Genomic DNA, 25,709 nt, shown 5'->3' with positions numbered 1-25,709 from the left:
TCCGTATTAACCTAGCTTCTTTCTGACCTTTTGAATCAGCTCTTTTGTATACTTCCGTTCGTTGCTGTCCAGTACGAAAATATAAAAGCCGCAAATGAGAAGCGCAGTTGAAATAATTGAACAGATAATCAGATTCAAGAACGGTTCGACCTGGATTAATTCTTGAACGCGATGGACGATGACGCCGACAATCAGGGTGAGAGGAACGAAACGGAGTATGGAAGATCTGCAGAAATGCCAAATATTCATACCCGTGTACTTGTGGGCGAAATAGACGCGCACGACAACGACCAGGATGTCCGAAAGAACTATCCCGAAGAAGACGGCCCAGGGTTCCATGCCGACTTTCAGGCAAATGTAGGCGATGGGGAAAACGATGATGTTGAGGACGCTCAAAATGAGACGGTAGTTCCTAATTTTGCCAACTCCGTCTATCAAGAAATTCAATCCTCTCGCAGTCATGATGACTAGCTGTGTTGCCAGGACAAGCTGGCAGAAGATGACTGAGTATTCGGGGACTTTGCCGAGCCAGAACCGTAATATGTATTCGCAATCGATTATTAGGGGTAACGATAAGATTGCCATCAGGATATACGAGAACTTGCAGACCGTTGTGGATAGCTGAACGCTTTTATCGATATTTCCGTCGCCGATATTGCGCATCACTTGGGGATTAGATGCCTTGAACAGCATTTCGGCAAAGAGGCTGATGCTATGACGGACTTGGGTTGCGATGCCGTAGGAGGCGTTGACGACGGTTCCGAAGAAAAGGTTCAGTATGACGGGAATACCATCTCCCTTGGCGATGTGGCTTACGATTTCGATGGTAATCCAGCTGGAGTACGAAAGCATTTCCTTCATCAAGCTCCAGTCAATAATCTGGAAATTGAGCTTACTTTCCTTGTATTTGCGTCTGCTGTAGATTCGTTTGATGGTTCTGCAGAATACAGTCATCAATGCCATGCAGAGGCCGTAAGTGGCGAGTCTGTCTACCGGAGTGTAGAAAAGTAGGACCGCGATGACCAATTTGAAAATGGATTCCAGAACGCTGAACAACGAGAATATGAACATGTTCTCCTTGGCGTTCATGATGGCATCGTATGGAACGGCGATGACGGTGAAGAAGGTGCTTGCGACGGTACAGTGGAAGACGAATTTTGCCATGGGAATTCGGTCTTCTGCGATGTTCAGGAATCCGTCAAAAAGAAATACTCCTGCGATTTCGAGAATGAGGACGAAGGCAAGTCCGATAAAGACATGGAGAAGAAGCGCCGTGTTGAAAACGCGTGCGACTTGTTCCGGTCCCTTGCCCTGGTTGTAGGAAAGAAATCGCTGGGTGGCCGTGCTCATCGCCTTGTTCAAGAAGGAAAGAGCTCCGATGACCCCGCCGACGATTGCGAAAATACCGAAGTCGTTTGTTCCGAGGGCTTTGAGGATGAGGCGCGTCGAGAAAAGCGCGATGCCCATGTTCAAGAACATCTTGCCGTATAGTATGCCGGTATTGACAACGATTCTCGATGAATTCTTCATGGATTAGCTCTCCATCCAGACTTCAATTTGTTCAACGGCCTTGTCCGTGGAGATACCGGTTTCGTGTAGACCGACATCGTGGATGAATTTCGATAATTCCTGCTGGAAATTTTCTTTGTCAAAGTCCGCAATTTTTTTGCAGAGAGAATCGTTGCTTTCTGCGAGAGGAAATGGCAGGGAATGAAGATCGAAATAGACATCGCGATCTTTTTGGTAATCGGCGAGATCCGTTGCGAATAGGAACGTAGGACGCTTGAGAATTGCAAAATCGAAAATGCAGCTGGAGTAGTCCGAAATGAGACAATCGCTTTCGACAAGAAGGTCTTGCATGTCCGGATACGAGGTCGCGTCCAGGACATCGTCCGAATACTCGATAGGCGGAGTCTTTTGCATGACGACGGGATGCAGGCGAATCAAGATCTTCCAATCGCACTGAGTCTTCTTTCGCAAGGCGGACTGCAGGGCGCTCGTGTCCAGGGAATAGCAGTCCATTCTTTCGTCGGCGCGGAACGTAGGGGCGTACAGAAGGATTTTTGTACTTGTGGGGATGTTGAATGCCTTGCGGATTTTGCCCGAGGATTCTCCCTTTACCAGCCTGTCGTTGCGGGGAAGTCCATATTCTAGAAATTCGCCGTTAAACCAGAATGCACGCCGGTATAGCTTGGAACACCAGTCGCTATTTGAAAGGAATATGTCCGCCATTTTGGAATTGTTGCGGACTCGGTCTAGGTATGGTTTGTCTAGGACATCGGTGGCGTCGCCCTCGACTTTTTTCAGGCCGATCCCTCCATGCCATGTTTCCATGTAAAATTGACGGCGACGCTTGCGGGTAAAGGCGAATTTAGTGTGGCTGTCTACCCAGACCTTGGCGGTTGCCAATTCGTAGATCATTTTGATCGAATGTTCGCCGAAGTTTACGCTACGGGTGCCGATGGGAGGGGCGGGTTTGTACTTGGGGTGCGTCAACCAGACAATGTCCCAGTCAGGGTGCTTTTCCCGAATGGCGTCGCTAATGGTCCGGGGACTGTCTCCGCATCGTTTTCCACTGAAGTTGCAGAAGACAATTTTATTCTTTCGAACAGGGTAAATTCGAAATGCGTAGAACAGAAAGGTCTTGAACCAGTTTTGTTTTCTTAAAAGTCTAAGAAGGCTCACGACTGTTCCTCGCATTGAATTTTGGCCGCAATGATGTCTGCCACGCGATTTGAAGCTTGACCGTCATCCTGAAGCTGGTGTTCGTCAAAGAATGCGTTCACCTTCTGGATGTAGGTGTCCTGGTCAAATTGCAGAATGTTTTTCTCGAGGTCGTCGTTGTTCAGTGAACAGGAGAAGGGCAACTGGAACGGGTCGAAAAGAAGTCCGCGCTCGTTGACATAGGAATCGATATCTGGAGCGAACATGAAGGTTGGCTTTCGCTGAATCAAGAAATCGAATTGGCAACTGGAATAGTCCGTGATCATGACATCGGCTGCGGCAAGCAGTTCCTGAATGTCCGGGTAATGCGTGGCGTTGACAATCGTTTCGTTGAAGGTCATCTTTCCTTCGCAAGCCTTTGCTGCCCAGGGATGCAGTCGCAATAGGCATATCCATTCTCCGCCAAATTTCTGGGAGAGCGCGCCGAGCGTCCGTTCGATGTTCAGACTGGACGAATCCCAGAGACCGGAGTCTTTACGGAACGTGGGGGCGAAAAAGAAAATCTTTTTTGCGGAATCGATATGGTAAAAATCGCGGACCTTTTGGATTATGGCCTGGTCTGGAACGGCCATGGGGTCGTTGCGTGGATACCCAATTTCGGCAATGGGGCCATCGTACCAGAAAGCCCGCTTATACACGCCCGTGCAGAAACGGCTGTTCGAAATCATGACATCGATCATTGGTGAATCATGATGAGCGACTTGCACCGATTCGGGAGTGATCTTGTCGGCGGCGTCGCCCTCGCACTTCTTGATCCCGATGGCACCGTGCCAGGTCTGGACATAGAATTGCCCTTTTCGTTTCAACGCTGTCTTGCGACAACGGACGTTCTGAACCCAGACCTTAGAGGTAACTCGTTCAAAAATGGCCTGAGGGGAATCAAAGTTTACGATGCGGACAAAGTCGGGAAAACCGATTCTGGAGTCTTTCCGAACTTCCCACACGAGGTCATATTCCGGATGTCTCTTGTGAAGCGCTTCGCAGATGTACTTGGGATTACATCCGTAAGGGCGTCCGAAATAGTTGCAGAAAAAGATTTTATTCCGCTTTATCGGAAATATCCGAAAGAGACGATAGCAACTGGCCTTGACGAAGTCTTTTAGGGACATGTCGAATCCTTACTCGATAGCATGCTCTGCATCATGCGGCGGTAGGTTTCTTCAAGGCTGACGGTCGGTTTCCAACCGAGGGCCTGCATCTTGGCGGAACTCAGGTGGAGTTCCGTGTCAGGGGCGTAGCCGTAGGTCAGGGCGCTTTCGGGAATGTCGAAGACGACCTTGATCTTTCCGCCGGCGATACGGGTCGCGACCATTTCTGCCATGTCCTTGATGCGGACATTCGAAGCTTCGTTCGAAATGGTGTAGGCTTCACCCTGGTTGCCCTTGGAAAGCAGCATCAGCAGGGCCGTTACGGTATCGCGGGTGTAGCAGTAGTTGCCCCACGAAAGTCCCTTTGTATGGAGTACGATGTCGTGGCCTTCGATCGCCGCTTTTGCGAATTGTGCAAATACGCGGTTTTCGGTATATGTTATGCCTGCACCGAACGTTTGCGAAAGCCTTGCGACTTTTACAGGAACTCCGTATTCCGAGGCGTAGGCGGTACATAGGCATTCTGCCATGCGCTTTCCTTCGGGGTAACAGCTGCGCGGATTCGAAAGGTCGATAAGGCCAAGATCTTTTTCAGTTGCCTTTTTGTCCGACGGTGGAACGACTCCGAATGCTTCCATTGAGGAAAGGTATACGACGCCCTTTGATTTTTTCCGCAGGGCGAGTTCCAGAACGTTCCGGGTCCCGTTCAGGGTCGTGTGGATAACCTCGACCGGTTTTGTGACGAATTCCTTGGAAGCGGTAGCGCTTGCCGTGTGGATGATGTAGTCTACTTCGCTCTCGGTATCGATAGCGTGTGCAATGTCCCCGACAACGAATTCAAGTTCCTTGCGGTCGGCGATGTCTGCGTAGATTTTCTTGGCCTTTTCGAGGTTGCGCACGCAGGCGATGATCTTGATGTTGGAATGGAACAGTCGATTACGGCAGGCGAGAGACTTGATCAGTTGCGAACCGACGAGACCTGTAGCGCCGGTGACTAGAATGGAACAGTTCTCTAGCGATTCCCAGGGAATCGAAGCGGAGTTTGCGACGAATTCCAGGTCTTCCTGCAAAATGGGATCGTTCTTGCATTCAATCATGGTATACCTGAATTAAAGACCGAAAATCTGCGAGTTTTCTCGAGCCTCGTAAATGGCACGGAACAGGTAGAAATCCATCGGGGTCGTAATCTTGATGTTTTCGACTGGACCGTCTACGGTGAATAGGGAATGACCATAGTGTTTCATGAGGCTTGCCGAATCAATCATGTCGTGGATCCCTTCGGCGATTGCCTTGTGGTGGGCGTCCATGATTTCTTTTAGAATAAAACTTTGCGGTGCCCGGGCCAGGAAACACTGCTTGCGATCCGTAATCTTGGTAATTTCGTTCTTGCAGTCTGCGGCGACAATGGTCTCAATTGCCGGAGTGACCGTGATGGCCGAACCGCATTCGCGTACTTTCGCGATATTGTCCGAAATGAGCTTGTCGTTGATTAGCGGGCGTACTCCATCGTGGATCAAAACGACGCTGTCTTCGGGGCAGTCCTTGACGATGGCTTCAAGCCCGTTACGGATTGAGTCTTGCCCGGTTTCGCCACCGGGGACAATCCAGCGAACCTTCTTGATGAAGTTTCGTTCAAGAATTTCCTTGAGATACTCGATCCAGCTTTCGATACATACGACGCAGATGGCGTCTATTTCGGGATGGTTCTCGAAGTTTTCTAGGGTGTGTACGATAATGGCTTTCCCGTTGAGTTCGAGAAATTGCTTGGGCCTAGATTTTGTATTCATGCGGGTGCCCGTTCCGCCAGCAAAAATCAATGCAATATTCATAAGGAATCCTATCCCAAATATAACTATTGGTTGCCGTCAATCCAATCTATTCGTTCGCGAATCCAGTTTTCAAGAGCGTTTACGGCATCATCGTAATTGTCATAGGCTTCAATGAATGGCCATTCGGAGTCGTTTCCCAAAACGGGCCATCGCTTGAATTCGTTTTTCATGGCTTTTGAAAGGTCTTCTTTTTTCTGCTCAAGCATTTCCGGCAAGTCTTTGAATTGGTCGCGATTTGTCATCCAGTAGTCCTTGACCATGGTTTGGAATTGCTTATTCTTGAATAGGAAGCGGTACCAGCCATATTTTTTGACATACCAATGATCGGGAGCAATGATTCCATTGCTCGAAATTCCGTAGGCAATGTCGAAATCCCATACGGGCCCCATTTGCATGGGTGTATCTTTCAGCCAAGTGATATACTGGCTTCGTCTAAAGGCCCCGTCTGTGTTAAGCGAAAATTCCTGAATCCAGTAGTAGCGAATGAGGTCATTTAGGTCAATCCACTTGCTAATAGAATCGGTGTTGTAGACATATTTACTTTGTAGAAAAGTCTCAAATGCGTTGATGTGCTCGATAAGGGTTTTGGTCAATTCTTCTGAAGGATGTTTGGGGTAGCGAATGTCGTAAATATAACCGAGGTTGGAGGTAATCAGGTTCCCATCAGTTGCTGTTTCGGATGTCTTTTCGAAAAAGTAGCTGTAATCGGATTCTGGAAGGCGAATCCGTTTTTTGGCAACCTTTGGGTGTTCTGCCAGTTGGTAGACACCTAGATATTTCCGGTTTAGAAAAACCTCGACAAACTGGGTGCGGACTGCGTATTCGTCGCCGAGAGATTTTGCTAGCTGGTAGGTGATGTAGTTGCGCAGGAAACTTTTGTCACGATGATTCGAGATGAGGTCCCATTCCCTGTCCTTGGGCATTCCGAATAATTCCTGTTTTTCCTCGAAGGAAAGCTTGATTCCGTACTTCGTCATGACGAAACTTGAATTGCCGCGCCCTCTTAGGGTCAAATCCATGATTTCGCTTTCGGGTGCGTTCTTGCCGTAAATTTGCAGTTTGGCAGGAATGCTCGTTTCTTTGTCTTGAATTTGGGTAAAACCCTCGGTCTCGATGACCAATCTTGGCAACTCGGCATAAGGAAATTCCGAATCGTCTAACGGCAAGTAGTCTGGGGCGCTATCGGTCCCGTTCCATACGCAGGAACAGCACAATAGGCTCGCTATGAGGAAGACCACGAAACGAAACATGATTTAAATTTAGCTAGTTTTTCTAAATTTGTGATGTCCTGATATGCTTTTGTATCAATCCAACGCACGATGGCTTATAGCCCTTTTGTTTCTGATGGTTCCTCTGTCTGCGCGCGAATCAGTTTTGCCTATTCGCATTCCCGAATCATCGGTGACCGTTGGCTTGCTTGGCGAACTCCATGACGATATCTACAGTGCCGATATAAACATGTCGGGAGAGTATGCTCCTTGCAATTGTTTTAGCGTTTATGGAGATTTTGCATACCGTCTGGTGAGTTACGAATGGGATACGGAACTTCACGATCAGCGTCATGAGGCCTTGAACTTACATGTCAACGGCCTGAACGAATCTTATTTGGGCATGAAAATGATGCCGTTCCCTTTCTTTGGAGTGGATGTCAACTGGAGACTTCCGCCACGTGAGGGAGCCCAAGATAATCGTTTTCACCGCTTTGGAGTGTCTCCTTTTGGTCTTTATGAGTTTTCCCGCAACATGACGCTCGGCGCTGCCGCAGAGTACTTTACTTTTCTTGAAAAGCAAAATTTTCAGCAGGGCGATGAGCTGGGGCTGAAGGGGTCGGTTTCGTGGAAGTTGCTTTGGGATCGCGATGAGTATTCCGGCTGGAAGTTTGATTATGTTTTCCTGTATCGTTGGCGTATTCAGGAATCGGAAAACCTTCACATGGATAAGTCGTATCGTAAAATGGATGATCTGTATCGCGGTTACCGGATGCGAGTCAATGTGGCTCGCTACTTCGCAGTGCTTAGGAATTCACTAGGGGTTTCTCTTTTTTACGAGATGAACCGAGGCAATCTCTTTGGAATGGAAACGGGACATACTTTGGGGCTATATGCAAAGTTCATTTTCCTATAAGGCGATTCTAATCGGATCTGGCATCATGGGAAGGCGGCATAAGCGCCTGTTCGAAGATGATGGGGTTATGTTTATCGGGAGCGCCGATACTGCGGACGAGGCTTGCGCTTTGTTTGAACAGGTTGCTGCAGGCGAACTTTCGCCCGATTTTGCAGTGGTTGCATCACCTGCCGTAACGCACGATGAGTATGTCAAAAAGTGCATCGAAATGAAACTCCCGGTGCTTGTCGAAAAGCCCGTATCCATTTCGGCAGGAAAGGCCGAGGAATACCAGAAGCTAGCGCTGGAGCGGAATACATTTGTCTTTGTCGGCCACTCGGAACGCTATAACCCGGCAATCGAGGAATTTTCGAAGACTGATTTTTGCAAGGAAATGCGGGATTACCTTAAATTTTGGTATCTCCAAAAGCAAGGCTCCGCTCCGGTCTGCTTTAAATTTACTCGAACGCATGGGTTTTCACCGCGCAATCGCGATGTCCCCGTGGAATACGACTTGATGATTCACGACATGGACCTGCTTTGCTGCTTTGCAGACAAGAATGCAATGATGTACAGATCGTTTCACTGCGAAGAAGTATCTGAGGACCGTGTACATGCCTTCTATGATTTGAGAACACTAAAGGCCGAGTTTATCGCAGACCGCAATTGCGCCACGGATTTGCGGCTAGTCGAGATAACAGTGGCTGGACGTTCTGTGACGCTAGATTTGGGGGCTTATCGGAACGACAATCCCGCTTACGCATTGCAAAGGGAACATCAGGCTTTTCTAAATTGTTTGATGTCTTACAAGAAAACGGCGCAAGGTGATGTTCCCGATTTCGATTGGTATGGTGCTTTTTACGATGCCTGCTATGCGGTCGTGATGGTTTCTCTGATTGGTGAAGTGTACAAAAAGGGGATAGTGAATGAAACTGATGCAAAATAAGGTCGTGTCTGCGCTGGTTCTCTTCTGCGCTGCGTATGCACTGGCCTACATCCCAGGTGAATCGGGCTTTGTCTCGCTCGAAAACGAGCACGGCATTTGGGGAAACCCTGCCGGAGTAGCCGCGTTTGACTCGAAGGGCGGGCTGACCAGCTACGATTATGACGATGGCATCAGGGAATTCCGTATAGGCGGAAACCTGGAACACTGGGCGGCCGGATTTGACTATACGCATGGGCCGCATCATCTGGATATTTCACGCTGGAGCTTGACGCATGGCAACGACCTTTGGAATCGTGCCGTTTTTGTCGGTGAGCGCGTTACGGCCCTTCGTACTGCCGAATTTAGCGGTACGGAATGGGGCCTTGATCTAGGTTTGATGTTGCGTCCGTTCAAATTCGTTTCGCTAGGCTATTCTTGTGACAATGTGCTCTATGTCGGGCCGCAGGCTCCTGACCGTGTGCAGAATCTGGGGGCCACGCTGCGTCTAGGTCCCCTGATGAGTGTGAGCTACGATGTCGAGGATTTCGAAAGTCATCGTCTGCTCGTTGAACTAGGCATGTATGGCGTCCGCTGGGGACTCCGTGTCCCGATCTATGGCGGAGACGATGAATATCGATTCACGGTATCTACGTCATTTGGAGGCTATAACAATGCGTCCCTGCATGTCTACGACGACTTGCTTCCGAAGGGGGGGGCCTGGGGTTTCCATACCGCAAGAAATCCGAATGCCTCTTTAGCAGCTCAGATTATCCGTGTTCCCTTGGACATGGAAGTCAAGGAAACCGAAGACGAATTTTTCTTCTTCAGAAAAAACTCCGTCAGTATTTGGCATGTGCGTAATTTATTTGAACATATGTTGCGCGATCCCGCCTGCGGTCTTGTCATCCTTGATTTTTCCGGCTATAAGGGAAATATCGGCATCTCGAGTGAAATTGACCGCTACGTGGTGCGGCACAAGGCTCGCGGAGGTAAGGTGGTCGCCTATATGGACGATGTACGCCCTGCAGTGCTGATTGCTGCGGCTCATGCGGACCGTATCGTGATGGAACCTTCGGCGCATCTGCATTGGCGAGGTCTCGGCGGAAATTTTCTTTTCTATAAGGGGCTTTTTGACAAGCTCGGTGTGAAGGTGGAATTTCTGCGTCATGGCAAGTACAAGGCTGCAGTGGAACCTTATATAGCCGATTCCATGTCGACCGAAGCGCGCTCCAATTATGAAACCCTATATGGCGATCTGTGGACCGCAATGCAGACATATATCTCGATGCGCAAGAAGGGACTTGAAAGTCGGACCTTCGAAAGACTGGATTCGCTTGCTAATATGCCGGTCGTTACGGCTAAGGCCGCCAAGAATGCGGGAATTGTCGATACGGTCCTCTATATAGACCAGGTTCCGTCCTACGCTCTTAAGACCTTCTACGATATCGATCTTCCGTATGCGTCCTACCGTACTTGGCGCCCGACGGATAAGAAAATATTCAATGAGAGCTGGGCGCACCGTGCTCCGATAGCGCTTTTAAACATTGATGGCACAATCGACTCCCGTATGGAACGCTCCGTGTTGGAATCGCTTCGCAAGTTACCTGGTTCCGGTGCCGAGGCTTTGATTGTCCGGATATCATCGCCGGGCGGTAGTGCAATCGCTTCCGACAAGATTTGGGCGGCGCTCCGTCATGTGAGCGAACTTGGCATACCCGTGGTTTCGAGTATCGGTTACATGGGCGCTTCGGGTGGCTATTATATCGCCTGTGCTGGTGATCGGATCCTTGCGGAACCCATGGCAATCGTCGGTAGTATTGGCATTTATGGTGGCAAGGTGGATGCGTCTGGCCTGATGGCGAAGGTGGGCCTTAGGGCGGAAACCGTCAAGACGCATGAATACGCCGATGCGACTACGTTTACGCGCCCCTGGACGGATCAGGAAAAGGCAGCCTTGCAGGAATACATGGACGACTTCTACGAACGCTTTACGGGAGTCGTTTCCAGAGCGACTGGAATTCCGCAGGCGACCGTGGATACGGCTTACGGTGGAGGCCGCGTCATGATCGGCGTCAAGGCGCTACAGGCAGGACTTGTTCACGATCTCGGAGGTATCGATGCCGCCATATCCGTTGCCAAGCAATTGGCTGACATAGGCGCTACGACAGATGTAGACCTGATGGTGCTTGAAAGCGGCAACTCGTTCACGCTTCCGATGCCGAGTTCCAAGGCAATGCTCGATTACGTGGTCGAACTCTCGCAGCCGCAACTCTGGGCTGTAGATCCGATCCTGTGGGGTGTTGAATAATGCTGTATATCGTTCTTACGGTTCTCGCGTGTCTTTCGATTTCGGCGTTCTGTTCGGTGACGGAAGCCTCGTTCTATAGCGTGCCCCCGGCAACGATTGAACTTTTGCAGAAGCAGAAAAAGTTCACGGCGCGTTACATGGTGCATGTCAAGGAAAATATTGACCGCTACATTGCCTCGGTGCTTGTGGTGAATACGATCGCGAATACCGTGGGTGCATCGCTTGCAACGGCCCTTGCCGTGCGTAGCTTGCCCCCGGCGGGTCAGGTGTCTCTTCCGATTATCCTGACTATCTTGATTCTATTGTTCGGTGAAATTACGCCGAAAACCTTGGGCGTCAAGCAGGCTAAAATCGTGGCGCCCCTGGTGGCCGTACCCTTCTATTACATTACCATTGTCCTCTCCTGGACGGGTGTCATCTGGCTGTGCCTTACCCTGACCAAGCACTGGACCAGGGAAAAAGAGGACAAGAAAGACGTAAGCATCGATGACATCAATAGTCTCGTGAGCCTTGGTCTCCGCGAAGACGTGATTGACCGCCAACAGTCGCTCGTCATCAAGAATATCCTTGCCCTGAATTCGGTGCCCGTCCGTAAGGTAATGACGCCGAGGCAGGTTGTCTTTTCGCTCAAGGCTGATGCGACCATTGGCGAAACATTGGACGATCGCGGTAACTGGCCGTTTTCGCGCGTGCCTCTTTACGAAAAGGATAAGGACAACTGGATTGGTATCGTGCTTCGCCGCGATGCCTATAACAAATTGGCTGATGGCCTTCGCGATGTCAAGCTGCGCCAGATGATGCGCCCCCTGCAGCTGATTCCCGATAGTCTCACCCTAGACAAGCTTCTACTTCGTTTTCTAAAGCAGCGCGGCCATATCGTGGGTGTCGTCGATGAGTGGGGCGCCATTGCGGGTATCGTCAGTCTTGAAGATGTCCTTGAAGAAATTCTCGGTCGTGAAATTGTCGATGAATACGATGAGTCGGTTGACCTGCAGGAAACGGCCCGCCGTCGTTCCAAGGCTCTAGCCCGTATCCGCCAGCAAGACAGAAAAGAAAGAAAATTATGACTCCTGAAAAACCGAATTACTTTCCGGCCCTCGACGGACTTCGCCTCCTTGCAAGTATCAACATCGTGATGCTTCATCTAGGATCTTCGTCGGCGCTCGGTTACATGTCCGATTGCAAGTGGCTCATGCCCATTATCAGTGCGCCAGCCTTTGCGGCGGGAATCTTCTACGTGCTTGCGGGTTTTCTTTTTGCAAGCAAGTTCAGCGATCCGGAACGACGAATTCCGGTAGTTCCGTTTATGTTTGCGCGGATTTCGAAACTATACCGTCTACATTTCTTCATGACCATTCTCATGTTCCTGGTGCTTGTGTTCAAGTTCAGCGGCTATACGCATTTCCCCGGAGTTTCCGAAATTGGCGACTGCTTTGCTGCGGGCCTTGCCAAGATGACGCACCCATGGCGTAGCCTCTTTCTACACATTTCGCTCACCTGGTCCATTGTTCCTGATCTCGGCATGAAACTGAATGAACCCTCCTGGTCGCTTACGAGTTTCTTTGTTTGCTATGCGGTAACTCCTTGGTTCAGCCGTTGGCTTTTTAAGCAGAGTCATCGAACATTGTGGATCCTGTTTGGCACGCTCTTCATTCCGGGCATCCTGTGGGCGGTTTTCTTCGGTCTTTCGGACAATCTCTGGTTTGAAAGCTACGATGCCAAATATCGGTTCTTCCACATCTTTGCTCCAGTTCGAATATTCGAATACCTTTTCGGCATGGTTTTGTTCAGAATGTTCAGGGAAGGGTTCTTTGATTTTCTCAAGCGTGACTTTGTGGCAGGTATTGCGCAGGTGACGATTCTCCTTGTCATTTATGGTTGCCTTTTCCTGATGCGCCCGGATCTGAATCCCGGTATCAACTATTTCTTCCACCATTCCCTTCCCATCATGCTGTATGGACTGTTCCTTTTGTCGCTTCTTCCAGGAAAGGGCTTTGTGGCGCGATTCTTCTGTATCGGAATTGTCCGTAAAGTTGGTCGAGCCTCCTTCTATCCTTACTTGATTCATCTACCCATTATTACGATTGCCTGGGGAATTTGCAACTTGAATACTCCTAGAAATACGCTCCTGCTGCTCGTCTTCATTTACACGGTGAGCACGCTGTACAGTGAATTCAAGGTGTGGCGTCGCAAAAGGGTCAAGATGGCCCGGGCCTCTGCAAAGTAGTCGACTGTAAACATTGCAAAACACGAAAAATGTTGAGAACGCTTGGCGAACGTAGACTGCAAGCGCTAGTGAGTAATGTATCGCTATTTTTGCAGAATATGTCAACGATTACTTTCTTTTGCAACTGAATTATTACAAAGTGGCCCTTACCGCGCGGGGCTTTCGATTTTATATTTAATAGGACTGGGTGTAAAAGAAAAAAACAAGGAAATTCTTATGAAGAACATTTTTAAAATCGCTGTCGGCACGCTGGCCATTGCGGCGACGGTTGCTTCTGCTGCTACGGCTTATCCGTTCCCGCAGAATAGGAAAAGCCCGAACGGCTACACCATTCCGTTCGCAGACCCTTCGATTATCAAGGAACATTTTAACCTTTGGAAGGGCGCGTGGTATGATGCGAGCAGAGGTTGGGTTCTTGCTCCCGAAGGAACTGAATCCACCGTTTCCGAAGCTATTGCCTACGGCATGCTGATTACGGTCTATATGGACGATGGTACGAGCAGCGAATACAAGACCATGTTCGACAAACTGTATGGAACTTGGAAGACGAATGCTGCTGGTTCTAACGGCGGTATGAACTGGAAGCTTCCTGGTGGTTCGGGTACTGCATCGGATGCTGACTTTGACGCTGCCCTTGCCCTTGTTATGGCTTACAAGCAGTGGGGCGACCAGTCCTACTTGAACGATGCCAAGGCTATGATTGACTGGATTGCCCAAAACGATATCAGTAGCAACAAGATTAGGCCGGGTAACCAGTGGAACGATGCCTTTAACCCGAGCTATGCAGCTACTGCGAGCTTCCAGCTTTTCCAGGATGTTGCCGGTGGTTCCTGGACGAATGTTATTTCTCAGGCGTATACGGACTTGAATGCTTGCCAGGACGGGGTCTCCGGTCTCGTTCCGGACTGGTGTGACTGGAATAATCATTCCTGGAGAAAGACGAGTGCCGTCGTTGCCCAGGATGAAGATCCGGGATTCTTCGACGATGCCGCCCGTACTCCGTGGCGCATGGCATGGGCCTATTACTGGTATGGTGACACCAAGGCTCAGGCTTTCAACAAGAAGATTACAGACTGGATGCTTTCCGAAACCCATTCGGCTAGCGAAATCAATTCCGGTTATTACCCGGGCGGCAAGGCCGTTTTGACCGAAAAGCGTAATTTCGTGTCCTCGACATTCTCCGGAGGCATGGGTATGGCTGCTTCCTCGGTTGACAGCGACGCTGCCAAGAGCTACATGGAATCTGTCTACAACGTCTTGGTAAGCCTGAAAAGTTGCAAGACGGCTAGCGGTTGCGGTGGATCTGTTCCCGGTGAAAAGTATTATCCGTCCACGTTGAACCTTCTTTATTTGCTCCTGATTACGGGCAACATGCCCAACTTGTATGCAATTGATAATTTCACCCCGTTTACTCCGGACCCGAGCCTCGCTAGCTCGATTAAAATGCCTCTCGGCACGCAGCAGGCGAAGGACGATACCACGGTCGGTGTTTCTGGTTACTGGAACTGGGGCGCCTATCATGATAGACTGGGCATTGGTACCGAAATGTATCCGGATTCGGGATCTTCTCCGCTGTACCTGTACAATGGCACTATCACTGCCGAAGCTTCCATGAAGATCGGTCCGGAACCGGAATGGACTGCCGAAGCTGCTGCTGCAGGAACTCTCAAGTATCCGTCTGCCGGTATTGCCATGTCGTTCAAGGCTGATGAGTCGCCCGTCGACTTCTCGGCTCTGGGCATCAAGAAGGTCCGTATTGTGGTCAAGGTCGACGGTCCTATCCGCTTCGCCTTGCTGAATGGTGCAACGAGTGAAGCTGGCGGCGAACCGGGTGTCATGCTCGACGCATGTTCTGAGTATACCGAATATGTCTTTAATGTCGACCTGAATGATTTTGAGGAACCGGACTGGGTCAGTGCAAACATCGAAGAAGGTCCCATGCTTCAGAATATGACGGGCGTGAAGTTCGAAGTTAAGGAGAAGAAGGGCGGTATCGGCAATATTTCTGTCAAGACCCTCGAATTCCTCGACGCTTCGGGTAATGTTGTTGCTCCCGAAATGCTGACCGGTATCGTTGTTCCCCAAGGCATTGCGAAGAGCGTGGCTGTCAGCATGGCCAAGGTCTCGGTGTCCGGCATGAACATCTCTATCGATGGTGCCAAGGCCGGTACGCAGATTGCCGTGTTCAGCATGCAGGGCAAGCTTGTCGCGTCTGGCAAGGCTACCTTCGGTAATGCTTCCGTGAGCGTGCCGAGCAAGGGCATTTACATGGTCCGCGTTGGCGGCAAGCTCTCCAAGGTGAACGTCAAGTAAAAATTCCCGCCGGCTTGCCGGCGGTTCTTCATAGAAAAACGGACGGTATTGCCGCCCGTTTTTTCTCCTTTATGTCATGCCGGACTTGTTCCGGCATCACCATTTTTCCTTATGTCATTTTCGCATGGTGTCATTGCGTTTTGTGCATGACGGCAATCTACTAATTACATCTCTTCGAGTTCCTTGCCCTTCGTCTCCTTGATGAACTTTGCCACGAAGAATATGCTGAAGATGGCGAAGAACGAGTAGATGGCGTATGTCGGGCCCACACCGATACCGTCCTTGCCGGTGAGCACCGGGAAGGTCCAGGTGACCACGAAGTTAGCGAACCACTGTGCAAGCCCGCAGATGGCGATGGCGATGGTGCGGATGCGGTTGTTGAACATCTCGCCGAGCATTACCCACATGACCGGGCCCCAAGTTGCCGCGAAGAAGGTAATGTAGAGGTTCGCCGCAATCAGGGCGATTACGGCCGCAGTTCCCGGGAGGTTCCCGTCGGCACCCGCACTCATGAAGCATACGGTAAGCGTGGTGAGTGTCACCGCCATGCCGATACTACCAATCAACAGCAAGGGTTTTCGCCCAATTTTGTCGATCAGCAGGATGGCGACCACCGTCATTACCAGGTTCACTCCACTCGAAATTACACTCGTTAAGAAGGCGTCACTTTCACCGAAGCCGACACTCTGCCAGAGCATCGTTCCGTAGTAGAAAATCACGTTGATGCCCACCAGCTGCTGCAAGATGGCGAGTCCCAAGCCCGCCCACAAAATCGGCGAAACCTTTTCCTTACCATCAATGATTTCAAGCATGTCGGTAAACTTGGCAGGCTTTTTGTTTTTATAAGTAGTTTGAATCGATTCGACTTCTTTGTCGACCCCTTCGGGATTGATCATGGCGAGCACTTTCTTTGCCTGATCCAAGTAGCCTTTATGAACAAGGTATCGTGGCGATTCGGGGAGTCTCCAGGCGGCGTATCCGTAAATGACGGCTGGAATGACTTCGACCCAGAACATCACCTGCCAAGCCTTGATGTTGCCAATCATGGGCGCATTTGCAGAACCCGCGATACGTACAATCAAGTAGTTCGAAAGTAGCGCCACGAAAATGCCTATCACAATGGCGAACTGCTGCATCGATCCCAAGCGTCCGCGCAAATGCGCGGGGGCTGTTTCGGCAATGTAAATCGGGGCGACAATGCTTGCCATGCCGATGCCAAGACCACCGATGACGCGCCACATAATAAAGTCGGGTATGCCGAACGGAATGCCGGAGCCAATGGCGCTTAAAACGAAAAGGTCCGATGCGAAAAGCATGCAGCGCACGCGACCTAAGGCATCGGCGATTTTACCTGCAAAGAACGCACCGACGGCAGCGCCAATCAGCGCAAGCGAAACGGACCAGGCAAGCTGATAATCTGTTGCATGGAAGTGTGCTTTCAGGGCGCCGTTAGCGCCGTTGATGACGGACGAGTCGAAACCAAACAGGAATCCGCCAATGGCGGCGGAGAATGTTATCAGGACAATGTGCCTGAGATTGGAATTAGCGCTGGACATTACAGCCCCCTTTTTGATGAAGATTTTATAGATAATTTATTTGCAAGAACTGTAAAAAACAAATTAGAACGCAAATAATGTCCAAAAACGCCACTCCAAATTGGAATAGTCTAGATTGGAATAATTGGGTTTTGTATTGTTATTTGTTATGGTTTGCGAATATCACCGCTTCGAGGGGGCGCATTTTTCCGGGTTCCGTGTTGCCGTAATTCGAAACGATTAACTTGCTGCCCGCTACGAATGTGCTATCGTACTGTGCTTCCGTTTCACTCAGGTTCACGAGAACGGTGACGGTGTCGTTTTCTGCATCGTTCGTATATATTCTTTTGTATGCCAAAATCTGAGCGTGGTCTGCAAGAATCGGCGTAAAGGTTCCTTGCGTAAGCGCCTTTTGTTGTTTGCGAATTTGAGCGAGATTCCTGTACCAGTTCAGCACCGATGCGGAATCCGCCGTTTCGCTGAGGGCATTTACGGTCTTAAAGTTTTCATTCAGCGCAAGCCAGGGCTTTCCCGTGGTGAAACCTGCATATACGTTCGTATCCCATTGCATCGGGGTGCGTGCGTTGTCGCGGCTGTAGGCCTGTACAAAGGCGATTGCCTGTTCGGGCGAATATCCTTCCTGCAATGCCAAATTATATTGTGGTTTCGTATTCACGTCATCGTAAGCCTCGACGGAATTCCACTTGACATTGCTCATGCCGAGTTCCTGCCCCTCGTAAATAAAGGGCGTTCCTCGAAGCGTTAGCATGATGGTTCCCATCGCCTTTGCGGCAAGGGTGTGGTCGGCCTTTTCGCTAAAGTAGGCGTTGACCGAACGAGGCTTGTCGTGGTTCTCAAAGAATATCGGATACCAGCCGTTGCTTGCCGTGGCTGCCTGGCTGCTGATAAGGGCGCTCTTGAGTTCTGGTATGGAAATCTTTTTAGCCTTATGCCAAATATCGCCGCCTGACAGGTGGTTGAATTCGAACAACATATCGAAAGCGCCGCTATCGCCTACCCAGAACTTGAGTAAATCGGGGCCGACTCCGTTCGCTTCGGCGACGGTAAAGACTCCCTTGCCTGCGACGGTCTTCTGCCTGAATTCGTAAAGGTAGTCGAGAATGCCGTCGGTATTGACGGTCATGTCGTGAATGTTGACCATACCGTCTGCGCCGTCGGGTGTACCGTCCGCCATCTCGGCGGGTTTCTTGATGTAGGGGATGGCATCGATTCTGAATCCGCCAACGCCCTTGTTAATCCAGAAATTCGTGATGTCGTACAAGGCCTGCCGCACATCGGGATTGGCCCAGTTCAAGTCGGGTTGCGCGGTCGCGAAGGTATGCAGGTAGTACTGCTTGCGCTCTTCGTTCCATTCCCATGCGGAACCACCGAAAATACCGCGCCAGTTGTTTGGGGCGGAACCATCGGGTTTTGCGTCACGCCAAATGTACCAGTCGCTCTTGGGATTGTCCTTGCTTTTCTTGGATTCCAGGAACCATTCGTTCTGATCGGAAGTGTGGTTGAACACCAGGTCCATCACGATTTTGATGTGGTGCCCGTTGGCCTCTGCAATCAGCGAATCCATGTCTTCCATGGTACCGTAAAGTGGATTGATCTTGTAGAAGTCCGCGACATCGTAGCCGTTGTCGACCATGGGCGAAGCGTACACCGGCGTAAGCCAGATGCACCCAACATTCAGCGATTCCAGGTAGGGGAGCTTCTGCGTGATTCCTTTGAGGTCCCCGGTGCCGTTCCCGTCGGAATCCATAAAGCTGTTCGGGTAGATTTCGTAGCAGACGGCCTGCTTCCACCATTCCATCGGTTTGGTTTCTGCACTTTTTTGTGCTGGCTGCGCGCTTTCCTGTTTTTCGCAAGATACAAGGCTTATGGCAAGTGCTGCGGCCAATGCTGCCTTTGAACAGAAGGCTAACCTGTGCTTCATGAAAATCTCCTTTCTCGGCCCCAAAGATAGATTTTTTGAAACTAGTTATATCTCCATGGTTTCCTCATTGCTTTTTATGAAAGCAATGAGACGCTCGATAGGGCGTGTGAAGTCGTTCTTGAGGAAGCATTCCGGTTTGAAATAATGAACATCGTACAAGTTCGGGGCGGGTATTCTCGAAATGCACCGCCTGCATTATCTGGGAGCGGTTCATGGGGGTATGTTTTTTTGCGCTTACGGGCATGGTTGGAAAGATAGGAAAAAACACATATTCCTAGTTGGAATAATATTTAATCTTTGCTGGCGTCCTTGAAATTGAGATTTTCATTTCAAAAATGCATTTTTTTGTTCGCGACAACCATTTTTAGATTATTTTTTGAGCAAAGGTAATACCGCTCTTCAAATACAATCCGCATATCGCAATGAAACCTGTATTTTTTGTTTTGATTCTATTTGCAACGACTTTTTCTTTCGCTGAAGAACTGTTCGCCTCAGAAAAGTCTTTTGACGAAGAAATATTCGCTGCTGAAAAGTCTTTTGATGAAGAATTATTCGCTGCCGCAAAGTCTTTTGCAGAAGAAGTTGTTTCTTCTAGCGGTTTGGATTTTCGTGATAAACATGTCGAAATAATGACAGTCAATGAATTGAGGAACCGTTATGAAGGCAAATACGACATAGATTGGGGTATGGTTGCCGCCAAATTTGGTACTGGCGCAGCAATCATTGCAATTACGGGGACAATCGGTGTTGTTGCTGGGGTTGCTGGAGCGGAACCCGTTGCTGCTATTGCCTTTGCATCTTGTGAGGGTGCTGCAATCGGAGCAATATCAGGTGCTGTTGTTGGGGGTGGGCTTGGCGGCTTAATAGAGTTGTTAAAGAGCGGAAATCTATCTGCCGCACAAAAAGGTGCAATTGAAAGCGCTGCCGACGGTTTTATGTGGGGTGCTGCAATCGGTGCCATAACGGGAGGCTGGGGCAAGTTTAAATCTGTAAAAAGTGAAAATATTAGCAAAGGAAATCAAGTAAAAGCAAAAACTAATTATAACGAAATTAAAGGGTGTCCAGTCACTACAAGTGGAAGATGTCGTCCAAACTATCAATATGCGGGAAAACGCTATCCCTTGGAAGAGAAAAATCCTGAGCTTGCACGAAAATATCCTAATTCAGTAAAATTCGATGAAGAAGCTAATCCCATTTTTGATCCTTACACAAAGGCAACTGTACGTTTTGAAAATAATGTTCTTAAAGGCAATAGTAATTCGGGTAGCCCCGACTTTAAAGCAGCAAATGAGAAAATGGGGTATCCCGGAAAGTATCCTCCAGAGATTTGCGGCCCGAAAGGAAACGACCCATGTACCTGGCATCATAAAGATCTTAATACATTACAGCTTGTCCCTCGGGATCTTCACGAAGCCGTTAAGCATGAAGGTGGTGCTAGCTTCATTAGACAACAAAGTTTTAAATAAAAGTGTAAATTATAATTAAAGGAGTAACCAATGAAAAAAATATGGTTTTCGATTGCGATGTTGGTTTGTTCAACCTTTGCAGGCAACATACTCAACGCGGATGGCTCCATCAACAAAGAATCCGCTGAATATATAGAAGCGAACGAAAAATGTATAAACGGATGCGATTACGATGATTGGAAGATCGTGCAAAAATTGCAGTTCTCGTCAACAGGCGATTCTGGTTCATGGAAAGATTCATTTGGGAGAAATGATTTTTCTGAAAGCAAACCCTTATTCATAGGCTTTTCCGCGACTGTTACAACTGATCAATGGAAAGAAAAAAACGAAAAATCTATTCCTGCAATCTTAAAAATTACTGCGGAAAACGGATTTAAATATTATATGATATCGCGAGGAAATGGAGATTTTGCATGGATTCAAAATGAACGCGAAGGAATCTACAAGTTTCATGTTGGAGGCCATAAAAATGGAAAAAGAAATTTCACTGTACTAAAACTTTCTTCTATAAAGTCCGGCACAGTAACTGTTCAAGTCATTTACTTAAACAAAATTCTAAATACCAGATATGGAAACAAGTACAGCATCTACGTTCATCCCAAGAAATAGCTCTTCTGTTACAGTTGAAAGCAAGAGCGTTCATCATTAAAGATTAACGCGTTAGGGATAGTGACCCCTTGGGGCGAAGACTTACGGGATATTGATTCTAGATTCCGGCTCCCCGGATCACTGTCCGGGGCAGGCTCAGGCCGGAATGACGCACGACGGCAGGGCTCCGTGAGCGAAGCGAGTATAGCCCGACCCGCGCCAGCGGGGAACGCCCAAAAGAAATTAATCAAGGCGAAAAATTTTGACAACCTTTTCAACCGGAAAATAAAGGCAAATTGAGCATTCTGAAATTAGGTCGCCTTTGCCGTGCGCTCGCCATTTTTCTATCTTTACGCGCGAAAATTTAGTGCCCGCAGCGCTGTGCCGCGGGGTTTGAGGTAACCCATGTTTCGTGAAGTAAAGAAAGAAGAGACCTTCCCGCAGATCGAAGAGCGCGTGCTCGCCCTGTGGGATAAGGATGAATCGTTCAAGAAGTCGCTGGACTCCCGTCCGGAAACTGAACCGTACACTTTCTACGATGGCCCTCCGTTTGCAACGGGCCTTCCGCACTACGGTCACTTGCTTGCCGGTACCATCAAGGACATCGTGCCGCGTTACTGGACCATGAAGGGCAAGAAGGTTCCGCGCGGTTTCGGTTGGGACTGCCACGGTCTTCCGATTGAATCTCTCGTGCAGAACGAACTCGGTCTCGCTGGCGTGGCCGAAATCCAGAAGCTCGGTGTCGACAAGTTCAACGAAACCTGCCGCGGCAAGGTGCTCAAGTACACCAGCGAATGGAAGAAGACCGTGCGCCGCATGGGCCGCTGGGTGGACTTCGACAAGGGCTACAAGACCATGGACAAGAACTTCATGGAATCTGTGTGGTGGGTGTTCAAGCAGTGCTTCGACAAGGGCCTCATCTACCAGGGCTACCGCATTCAGCCGTACAGCCCGGCTCTTGCCACTCCGCTTTCGAACTTCGAAACGAACCAGGGCTATAAGGACCGTCAGGACCCGTCCCTCACGCTCATCTTCCCGATTAACTCCAACGAAGCCAAGTTCAAGGACACGAGCATCCTCGTGTGGACGACGACCCCGTGGACGCTTTACTCCAACTTCTGCATCGTTGTGGGCCCGGACATGGACTACAACCTTGTGGAACAGGATGGCAAGAAGTACTGGATTGCCGCAAGCCGCACCGCCGCCTACTTCAAGAACCCGAACATCGTGGATACCTGCAAGGGCTCCGAACTCGTGGGCAAGGACTACGAGCCGCTCTCCCGCATTTCCGATGCGTTCGTGACGCCGGACCAGCTGTCCCGCCACTACAAGATTTACCCTGCCGACTACGTGAGTACCGAAGACGGTACTGGCGCCGTGCATACCGCTCCCTCCTTCGGTGAAGAAGACTTCCAGAAGGGCGCTGAACTCGACCTCGGCCTTTTCGACCCGCTGGATACCGAAGGCAAGTTCACCGACAAGGTCCCGATGTGGAAGGGCCTGGGTGCCAAGGAAGCCGACAAGGAAATTATCCGCTACTTCAAGGAACAGGGCCGCGTGTTCAAGCAGGACGTGATTGTCCATAGCTACCCGCACTGCTGGCGTACCGGCGTTCCTCTGATTTACCGTGCCCTCAAGACTTGGTTCCTGAAGATTGACGCCCCTGTCACAAGCAAGGACGGCGTGACCAAGACTCTGAAGGAATGGATGGTCGAAAACAACCAGACCGTGAACTGGGTGCCGGACCACATCAAGAACGGACGCTTTGGCAAGTGGCTCGAAGGCGCCCGCGACTGGAACCTTTCCCGTAACCGTTTCTGGGGTACGCCGATTCCGGTGTGGCTCAGCGACGACGGCGACATGATTGCCGTGGGCAGCATCGAAGAACTGCAGCAGCTCACTGGCGTGAAGCTCGACGACCTGCACAAGCACTTTGTTGATAAGCTCACGATTGAAAAGGACGGCAAGGTTTACCGCCGCACGCCCGAAGTGTTCGACTGCTGGTTTGAATCCGGCTCCATGCCGTATGCCAGCCGCCATTACCCGTTCGAAAACAAGGAGCTGGTGGAGCGCAGCTTCCCGGCGGACTTCATTGCCGAAGGCCTCGACCAGACCCGCGGTTGGTTCTACACGCTGACCGTGCTTTCTAACGCCCTGTTCCAGAAGCCCGCATTCAAGAACGTGATTGTGAACGGTATTATCTTGGCCGAAGACGGCTCCAAGATGAGTAAGTCCAAGCGCAACTACCCGGACCCGAACGACCTTATCGAACGCACGGGTGCCGACGCCATTCGCTTGTTCATGATCAACTCCGCCGCTTTGAAGGCCGAAGACCTGCGCTTCAGCGAAGAAGGCGTGAAGGGCATCGTGAAGCAGGTGATGCTGCCGCTTTGGAACGCTGTTGCATTCTTTGTCTCTAACCACAACGCCGACGCCGCCAAGGGCCAGCTCAACTGGAAGCCGGGTCAGGAAGTCAAGAGCGAGAACGAACTTGACCGCTGGATGCTTGCGACGCTGCAGGATTTGGCCGCCAAGGTCGAAGTGGAAATGAAGGCCTACCGCCTGTACAATGTGGTGCCCGCCGTGATTGCCGCGGTAGATGACCTCACGAACTGGTACGTGCGCCGCAGCCGTCGCCGCTTCTGGAAGAGCGAAAACGATGGCGACAAGAACGCCGCCTACGCTACCATGTACAAGGTGCTGGTGGACTTCTCCAAGATTCTCGCTCCGTTCCTCCCGCTCCTCGCCGAAGAAATCTACCAGATTCTCGTTCGCGAAGTCGATGATAAGGCTCCGGTGAGCGTGCACCTCTGCGAATTCCCGAGCGCCGACAAGTCCCTCATGGACGAAAAGCTCGTGGAACGCATCGCCATGGTGCGTGGCATGGTCGAAATGGGCCGCGTGATTCGCGCTACGAACAACGTAAAGAACCGTATGCCGATTGCCAGCATGACGGTTGTTGCTCATGGCACCGAAGAAAAGAATGTTGCTGAAACGATGAAGGACTTGATCCTCGAAGAACTCAACGTTCGCGAAATGAAGTTCCTGGAAGATGAGACGAAGCTCGTGCAGCTCTCCGCCAAGCCGAACTTCCTCGCCATCAAGGCGAAGGGCCCGGATTATGCGAAGAACATGAAGGTGATTTCTGCCAAGCTGAATTCGCTGACCGTCGATGAAATCAAGGCCCTGCAGAATGGCGAGACGATTAAGTTCGACTTCGGTGAAGTCGGTGCCGACTGCTTGATGCTCAACCGCATCGTGGCCGACGGCATGGCCGTGGAAGCCAACCAGCACTTCACCGTGGCTCTGGACCTGAAGATCACGGACGAACTCCGCCGCGCCTGCGTGGCCCGCGAACTCGTGAACCGCATCCAGAACCGCCGTAAGGACCAGAACTACGCCATCACCGACAAGATCGAAGTGACGCTGTTCTCTGCAAGCGAAGTCTTCAAGCAGGCTGTGGCCGAGAACGAAGCTTACATCGCCGGAGAGACGCAGGCTGTGAAGATTGCCTGGGCTGCCGCCGCCGATGGCCTCGAAGCCAACGACGCCGACGGTGAAGCGTTCAGCTTCACGACTGTTAAGGCCTAGCAAGGCGAGAGTCGCGGGCAAGCCTGCTTGCCCATGACCGAGCCGCTGGGGTTGGATGCGAAGCATCAACGCCTAGTGTCATCCTGAGCCCTGAATAGGGCGAAGGATCTAGATCCTAAAAATTTAGACCACAGCAATTTCGCTGCGGTCTTTTTAATAGTATCAGGAATGTTCGACTAGAACTTGAACAGCATGCCGAAGCGCATCTGTCCGTCGCGAACCCCATCGTTGTCGCCGACATCCTTGATGGTGGCGAAATCGAACTGCAACACATCGGATAGCATGAATCCAAAGCCCAGGTCCATTTCGTTACGCTTGCCGGTCTGGTCGTAAAGGTAGCCGAGACGGAGGGCAATCGTGTTGGCGTAAATGAATTCCGTACCTAGGTTGAATACGCCCTGTAGAATGGAATTCTTTACAGCTTCCATGCCGTCGCCTTCTCTTTCTGGATTCACGAGTGACTTCCAGCTGGATACATAGAACGGCTCGGGATTGCCCTTGTCATCGTCGTAGACCACTTCGCGGTTGTAGTCGGCTAAGACCACCCACTTGTAATCGGCGAGGCTCAGGATCTCGTAAGAAAGGCCGAGGCGCCATGTTAGGGGAATCGGGTCTTCGATTGTCTTGTCTACATAGTAGACGCTAGGACCGATGTTTGCCAGAACTAACGCGAAGTTTAATTTGTCTATAAGGAGGTTCTTCTTCAGCAAGCCAATGTCAAAAGCGTAACCAAAGGTCGTCGCTTCTTCTTCGCCAGCGGCTGCTCCAGAACTCAGGTCGGAATAGAAGAACTTGATGGAAAGACCGAGGCCCCAGTCGTTCGGGAAACGTGTGCCATAGCTGAATCCTCCCACGATTTCGGAGCTATTGTAGGCAACGAGGTCATCTGCATCCACGTCGCCGGAAGCGACCGTCGAACCGAAGCTTACGAAGTTGACAAAGAACCCCAGCGTTCCCCAGTCGTTCAGCGGAATAGTCATGCCGCCGTATAGGTGGTACAGGTCAGGAATGTTCAGGACGGGTAGCAGCTTTTCGTAGAAGGCGGTAATCTGGTAGTCGGCGTCCTTGAA

At 50.4% G+C, this 25,709-nt stretch carries 18 protein-coding genes; 9 read left to right on the top strand and 9 right to left on the bottom strand.

Going from position 1 to position 25,709, the window contains the following annotated elements; translation table 11 throughout:
* Positions 1-6: 6 nt before the first annotated feature.
* The 6 genes from Q0628_RS11265 to Q0628_RS11240 are packed head-to-tail and all read right to left on the bottom strand — an operon-like array spanning position 7 to position 6,891.
* A complete protein-coding gene (locus Q0628_RS11265) occupies positions 7-1,530 on the bottom strand; it encodes a hypothetical protein (RefSeq protein WP_298771061.1) in 1,524 nt (507 codons plus the stop codon).
* 3 nt (positions 1,531-1,533) lie between these two features.
* On the bottom strand, positions 1,534-2,685 hold the full coding sequence (locus tag Q0628_RS11260) for a CDP-glycerol glycerophosphotransferase family protein (protein WP_298771060.1): 1,152 nt from the start codon (positions 2,683-2,685) through the stop codon (positions 1,534-1,536).
* Positions 2,682-3,833: a CDP-glycerol glycerophosphotransferase family protein gene (locus tag Q0628_RS11255; RefSeq protein WP_298771059.1), complete on the bottom strand. Its 1,152-nt coding sequence runs from the start codon at positions 3,831-3,833 to the stop codon at positions 2,682-2,684. The genes Q0628_RS11260 and Q0628_RS11255 overlap by 4 nt, the downstream gene beginning before the upstream one ends.
* The gene (locus tag Q0628_RS11250; RefSeq protein WP_298771058.1) at positions 3,824-4,909 is read right to left on the bottom strand and encodes an NAD(P)-dependent oxidoreductase; all 1,086 of its coding nucleotides are present in this window, start codon (positions 4,907-4,909) and stop codon (positions 3,824-3,826) included. Before Q0628_RS11250 ends, Q0628_RS11255 begins: the two co-directional genes overlap by 10 nt.
* Before the next feature lie 12 nt (positions 4,910-4,921).
* A complete protein-coding gene (gene ispD / locus Q0628_RS11245) occupies positions 4,922-5,641 on the bottom strand; it encodes a 2-C-methyl-D-erythritol 4-phosphate cytidylyltransferase (protein ID WP_298771057.1) in 720 nt (239 codons plus the stop codon).
* 23 nt (positions 5,642-5,664) lie between these two features.
* On the bottom strand, positions 5,665-6,891 hold the full coding sequence (locus tag Q0628_RS11240) for a CotH kinase family protein (protein ID WP_298771056.1): 1,227 nt from the start codon (positions 6,889-6,891) through the stop codon (positions 5,665-5,667).
* A gap of 94 nt (positions 6,892-6,985) precedes the next feature.
* Between Q0628_RS11240 and Q0628_RS11235 the strand changes: the two genes are divergently transcribed.
* The 6 genes from Q0628_RS11235 to Q0628_RS11210 all read left to right on the top strand — a co-directional run bounded on the left by Q0628_RS11235 (position 6,986) and on the right by Q0628_RS11210 (position 15,517).
* The gene (locus Q0628_RS11235) at positions 6,986-7,765 is read left to right on the top strand and encodes a hypothetical protein (protein ID WP_298771055.1); all 780 of its coding nucleotides are present in this window, start codon (positions 6,986-6,988) and stop codon (positions 7,763-7,765) included.
* Positions 7,743-8,690, top strand: a complete 948-nt coding sequence (locus tag Q0628_RS11230; RefSeq protein WP_298771054.1) for a Gfo/Idh/MocA family oxidoreductase — start codon at positions 7,743-7,745, stop codon at positions 8,688-8,690. The genes Q0628_RS11235 and Q0628_RS11230 overlap by 23 nt, the downstream gene beginning before the upstream one ends.
* The gene (gene sppA / locus Q0628_RS11225; RefSeq protein WP_298771053.1) at positions 8,671-10,977 is read left to right on the top strand and encodes a signal peptide peptidase SppA; all 2,307 of its coding nucleotides are present in this window, start codon (positions 8,671-8,673) and stop codon (positions 10,975-10,977) included. The genes Q0628_RS11230 and sppA overlap by 20 nt, the downstream gene beginning before the upstream one ends.
* On the top strand, positions 10,977-12,044 hold the full coding sequence (locus tag Q0628_RS11220) for a hemolysin family protein (RefSeq protein WP_298771051.1): 1,068 nt from the start codon (positions 10,977-10,979) through the stop codon (positions 12,042-12,044). The genes sppA and Q0628_RS11220 overlap by 1 nt, the downstream gene beginning before the upstream one ends.
* Positions 12,041-13,204 (top strand): acyltransferase family protein, encoded by a 1,164-nt coding sequence (locus tag Q0628_RS11215; protein ID WP_298771048.1) that lies wholly within the window; start codon positions 12,041-12,043, stop codon positions 13,202-13,204. The genes Q0628_RS11220 and Q0628_RS11215 overlap by 4 nt, the downstream gene beginning before the upstream one ends.
* 216 nt (positions 13,205-13,420) lie before the next feature.
* Positions 13,421-15,517, top strand: a complete 2,097-nt coding sequence (locus tag Q0628_RS11210; RefSeq protein WP_298771046.1) for a glycosyl hydrolase family 8 — start codon at positions 13,421-13,423, stop codon at positions 15,515-15,517.
* 164 nt (positions 15,518-15,681) lie between these two features.
* Here Q0628_RS11210 and Q0628_RS11205 read toward each other — a convergent pair whose 3' ends face one another.
* Together Q0628_RS11205 and Q0628_RS11200 are read right to left on the bottom strand one after the other, a co-directional pair.
* Positions 15,682-17,073, bottom strand: coding sequence for a sugar porter family MFS transporter (locus Q0628_RS11205; RefSeq protein ID WP_298771044.1), 1,392 nt, complete (start codon positions 17,071-17,073; stop codon positions 15,682-15,684).
* 139 nt (positions 17,074-17,212) lie between these two features.
* Positions 17,213-18,871, bottom strand: coding sequence for an alpha-glucosidase (locus Q0628_RS11200; RefSeq protein ID WP_366979157.1), 1,659 nt, complete (start codon positions 18,869-18,871; stop codon positions 17,213-17,215).
* A gap of 545 nt (positions 18,872-19,416) precedes the next feature.
* Between Q0628_RS11200 and Q0628_RS11195 the strand changes: the two genes are divergently transcribed.
* From Q0628_RS11195 to ileS, 3 genes are all read left to right on the top strand, one after another.
* The gene (locus Q0628_RS11195) at positions 19,417-20,460 is read left to right on the top strand and encodes an HNH endonuclease (protein WP_298771042.1); all 1,044 of its coding nucleotides are present in this window, start codon (positions 19,417-19,419) and stop codon (positions 20,458-20,460) included.
* 30 nt (positions 20,461-20,490) lie between these two features.
* Positions 20,491-21,069, top strand: coding sequence for a hypothetical protein (locus Q0628_RS11190; protein WP_298771040.1), 579 nt, complete (start codon positions 20,491-20,493; stop codon positions 21,067-21,069).
* A gap of 384 nt (positions 21,070-21,453) precedes the next feature.
* Complete coding sequence (gene ileS, locus Q0628_RS11185) at positions 21,454-24,639, top strand: isoleucine--tRNA ligase (RefSeq protein WP_298771038.1); 3,186 nt, start codon at positions 21,454-21,456, stop codon at positions 24,637-24,639.
* A 176-nt stretch (positions 24,640-24,815) separates the two neighbouring features.
* On the opposite strand, the gene Q0628_RS11180 is transcribed toward ileS, so the two are convergent.
* Positions 24,816-25,709: PorV/PorQ family protein (locus tag Q0628_RS11180; RefSeq protein WP_298771035.1), on the bottom strand; the 894-nt coding region annotated here is incomplete at its 5' end.

Origin of the sequence: uncultured Fibrobacter sp., assembly GCF_937877005.1 — a bacterium.
GTDB lineage: Bacteria > Fibrobacterota > Fibrobacteria > Fibrobacterales > Fibrobacteraceae > Fibrobacter.
This window is presented reverse-complemented; position numbering and strand designations above follow the sequence as displayed.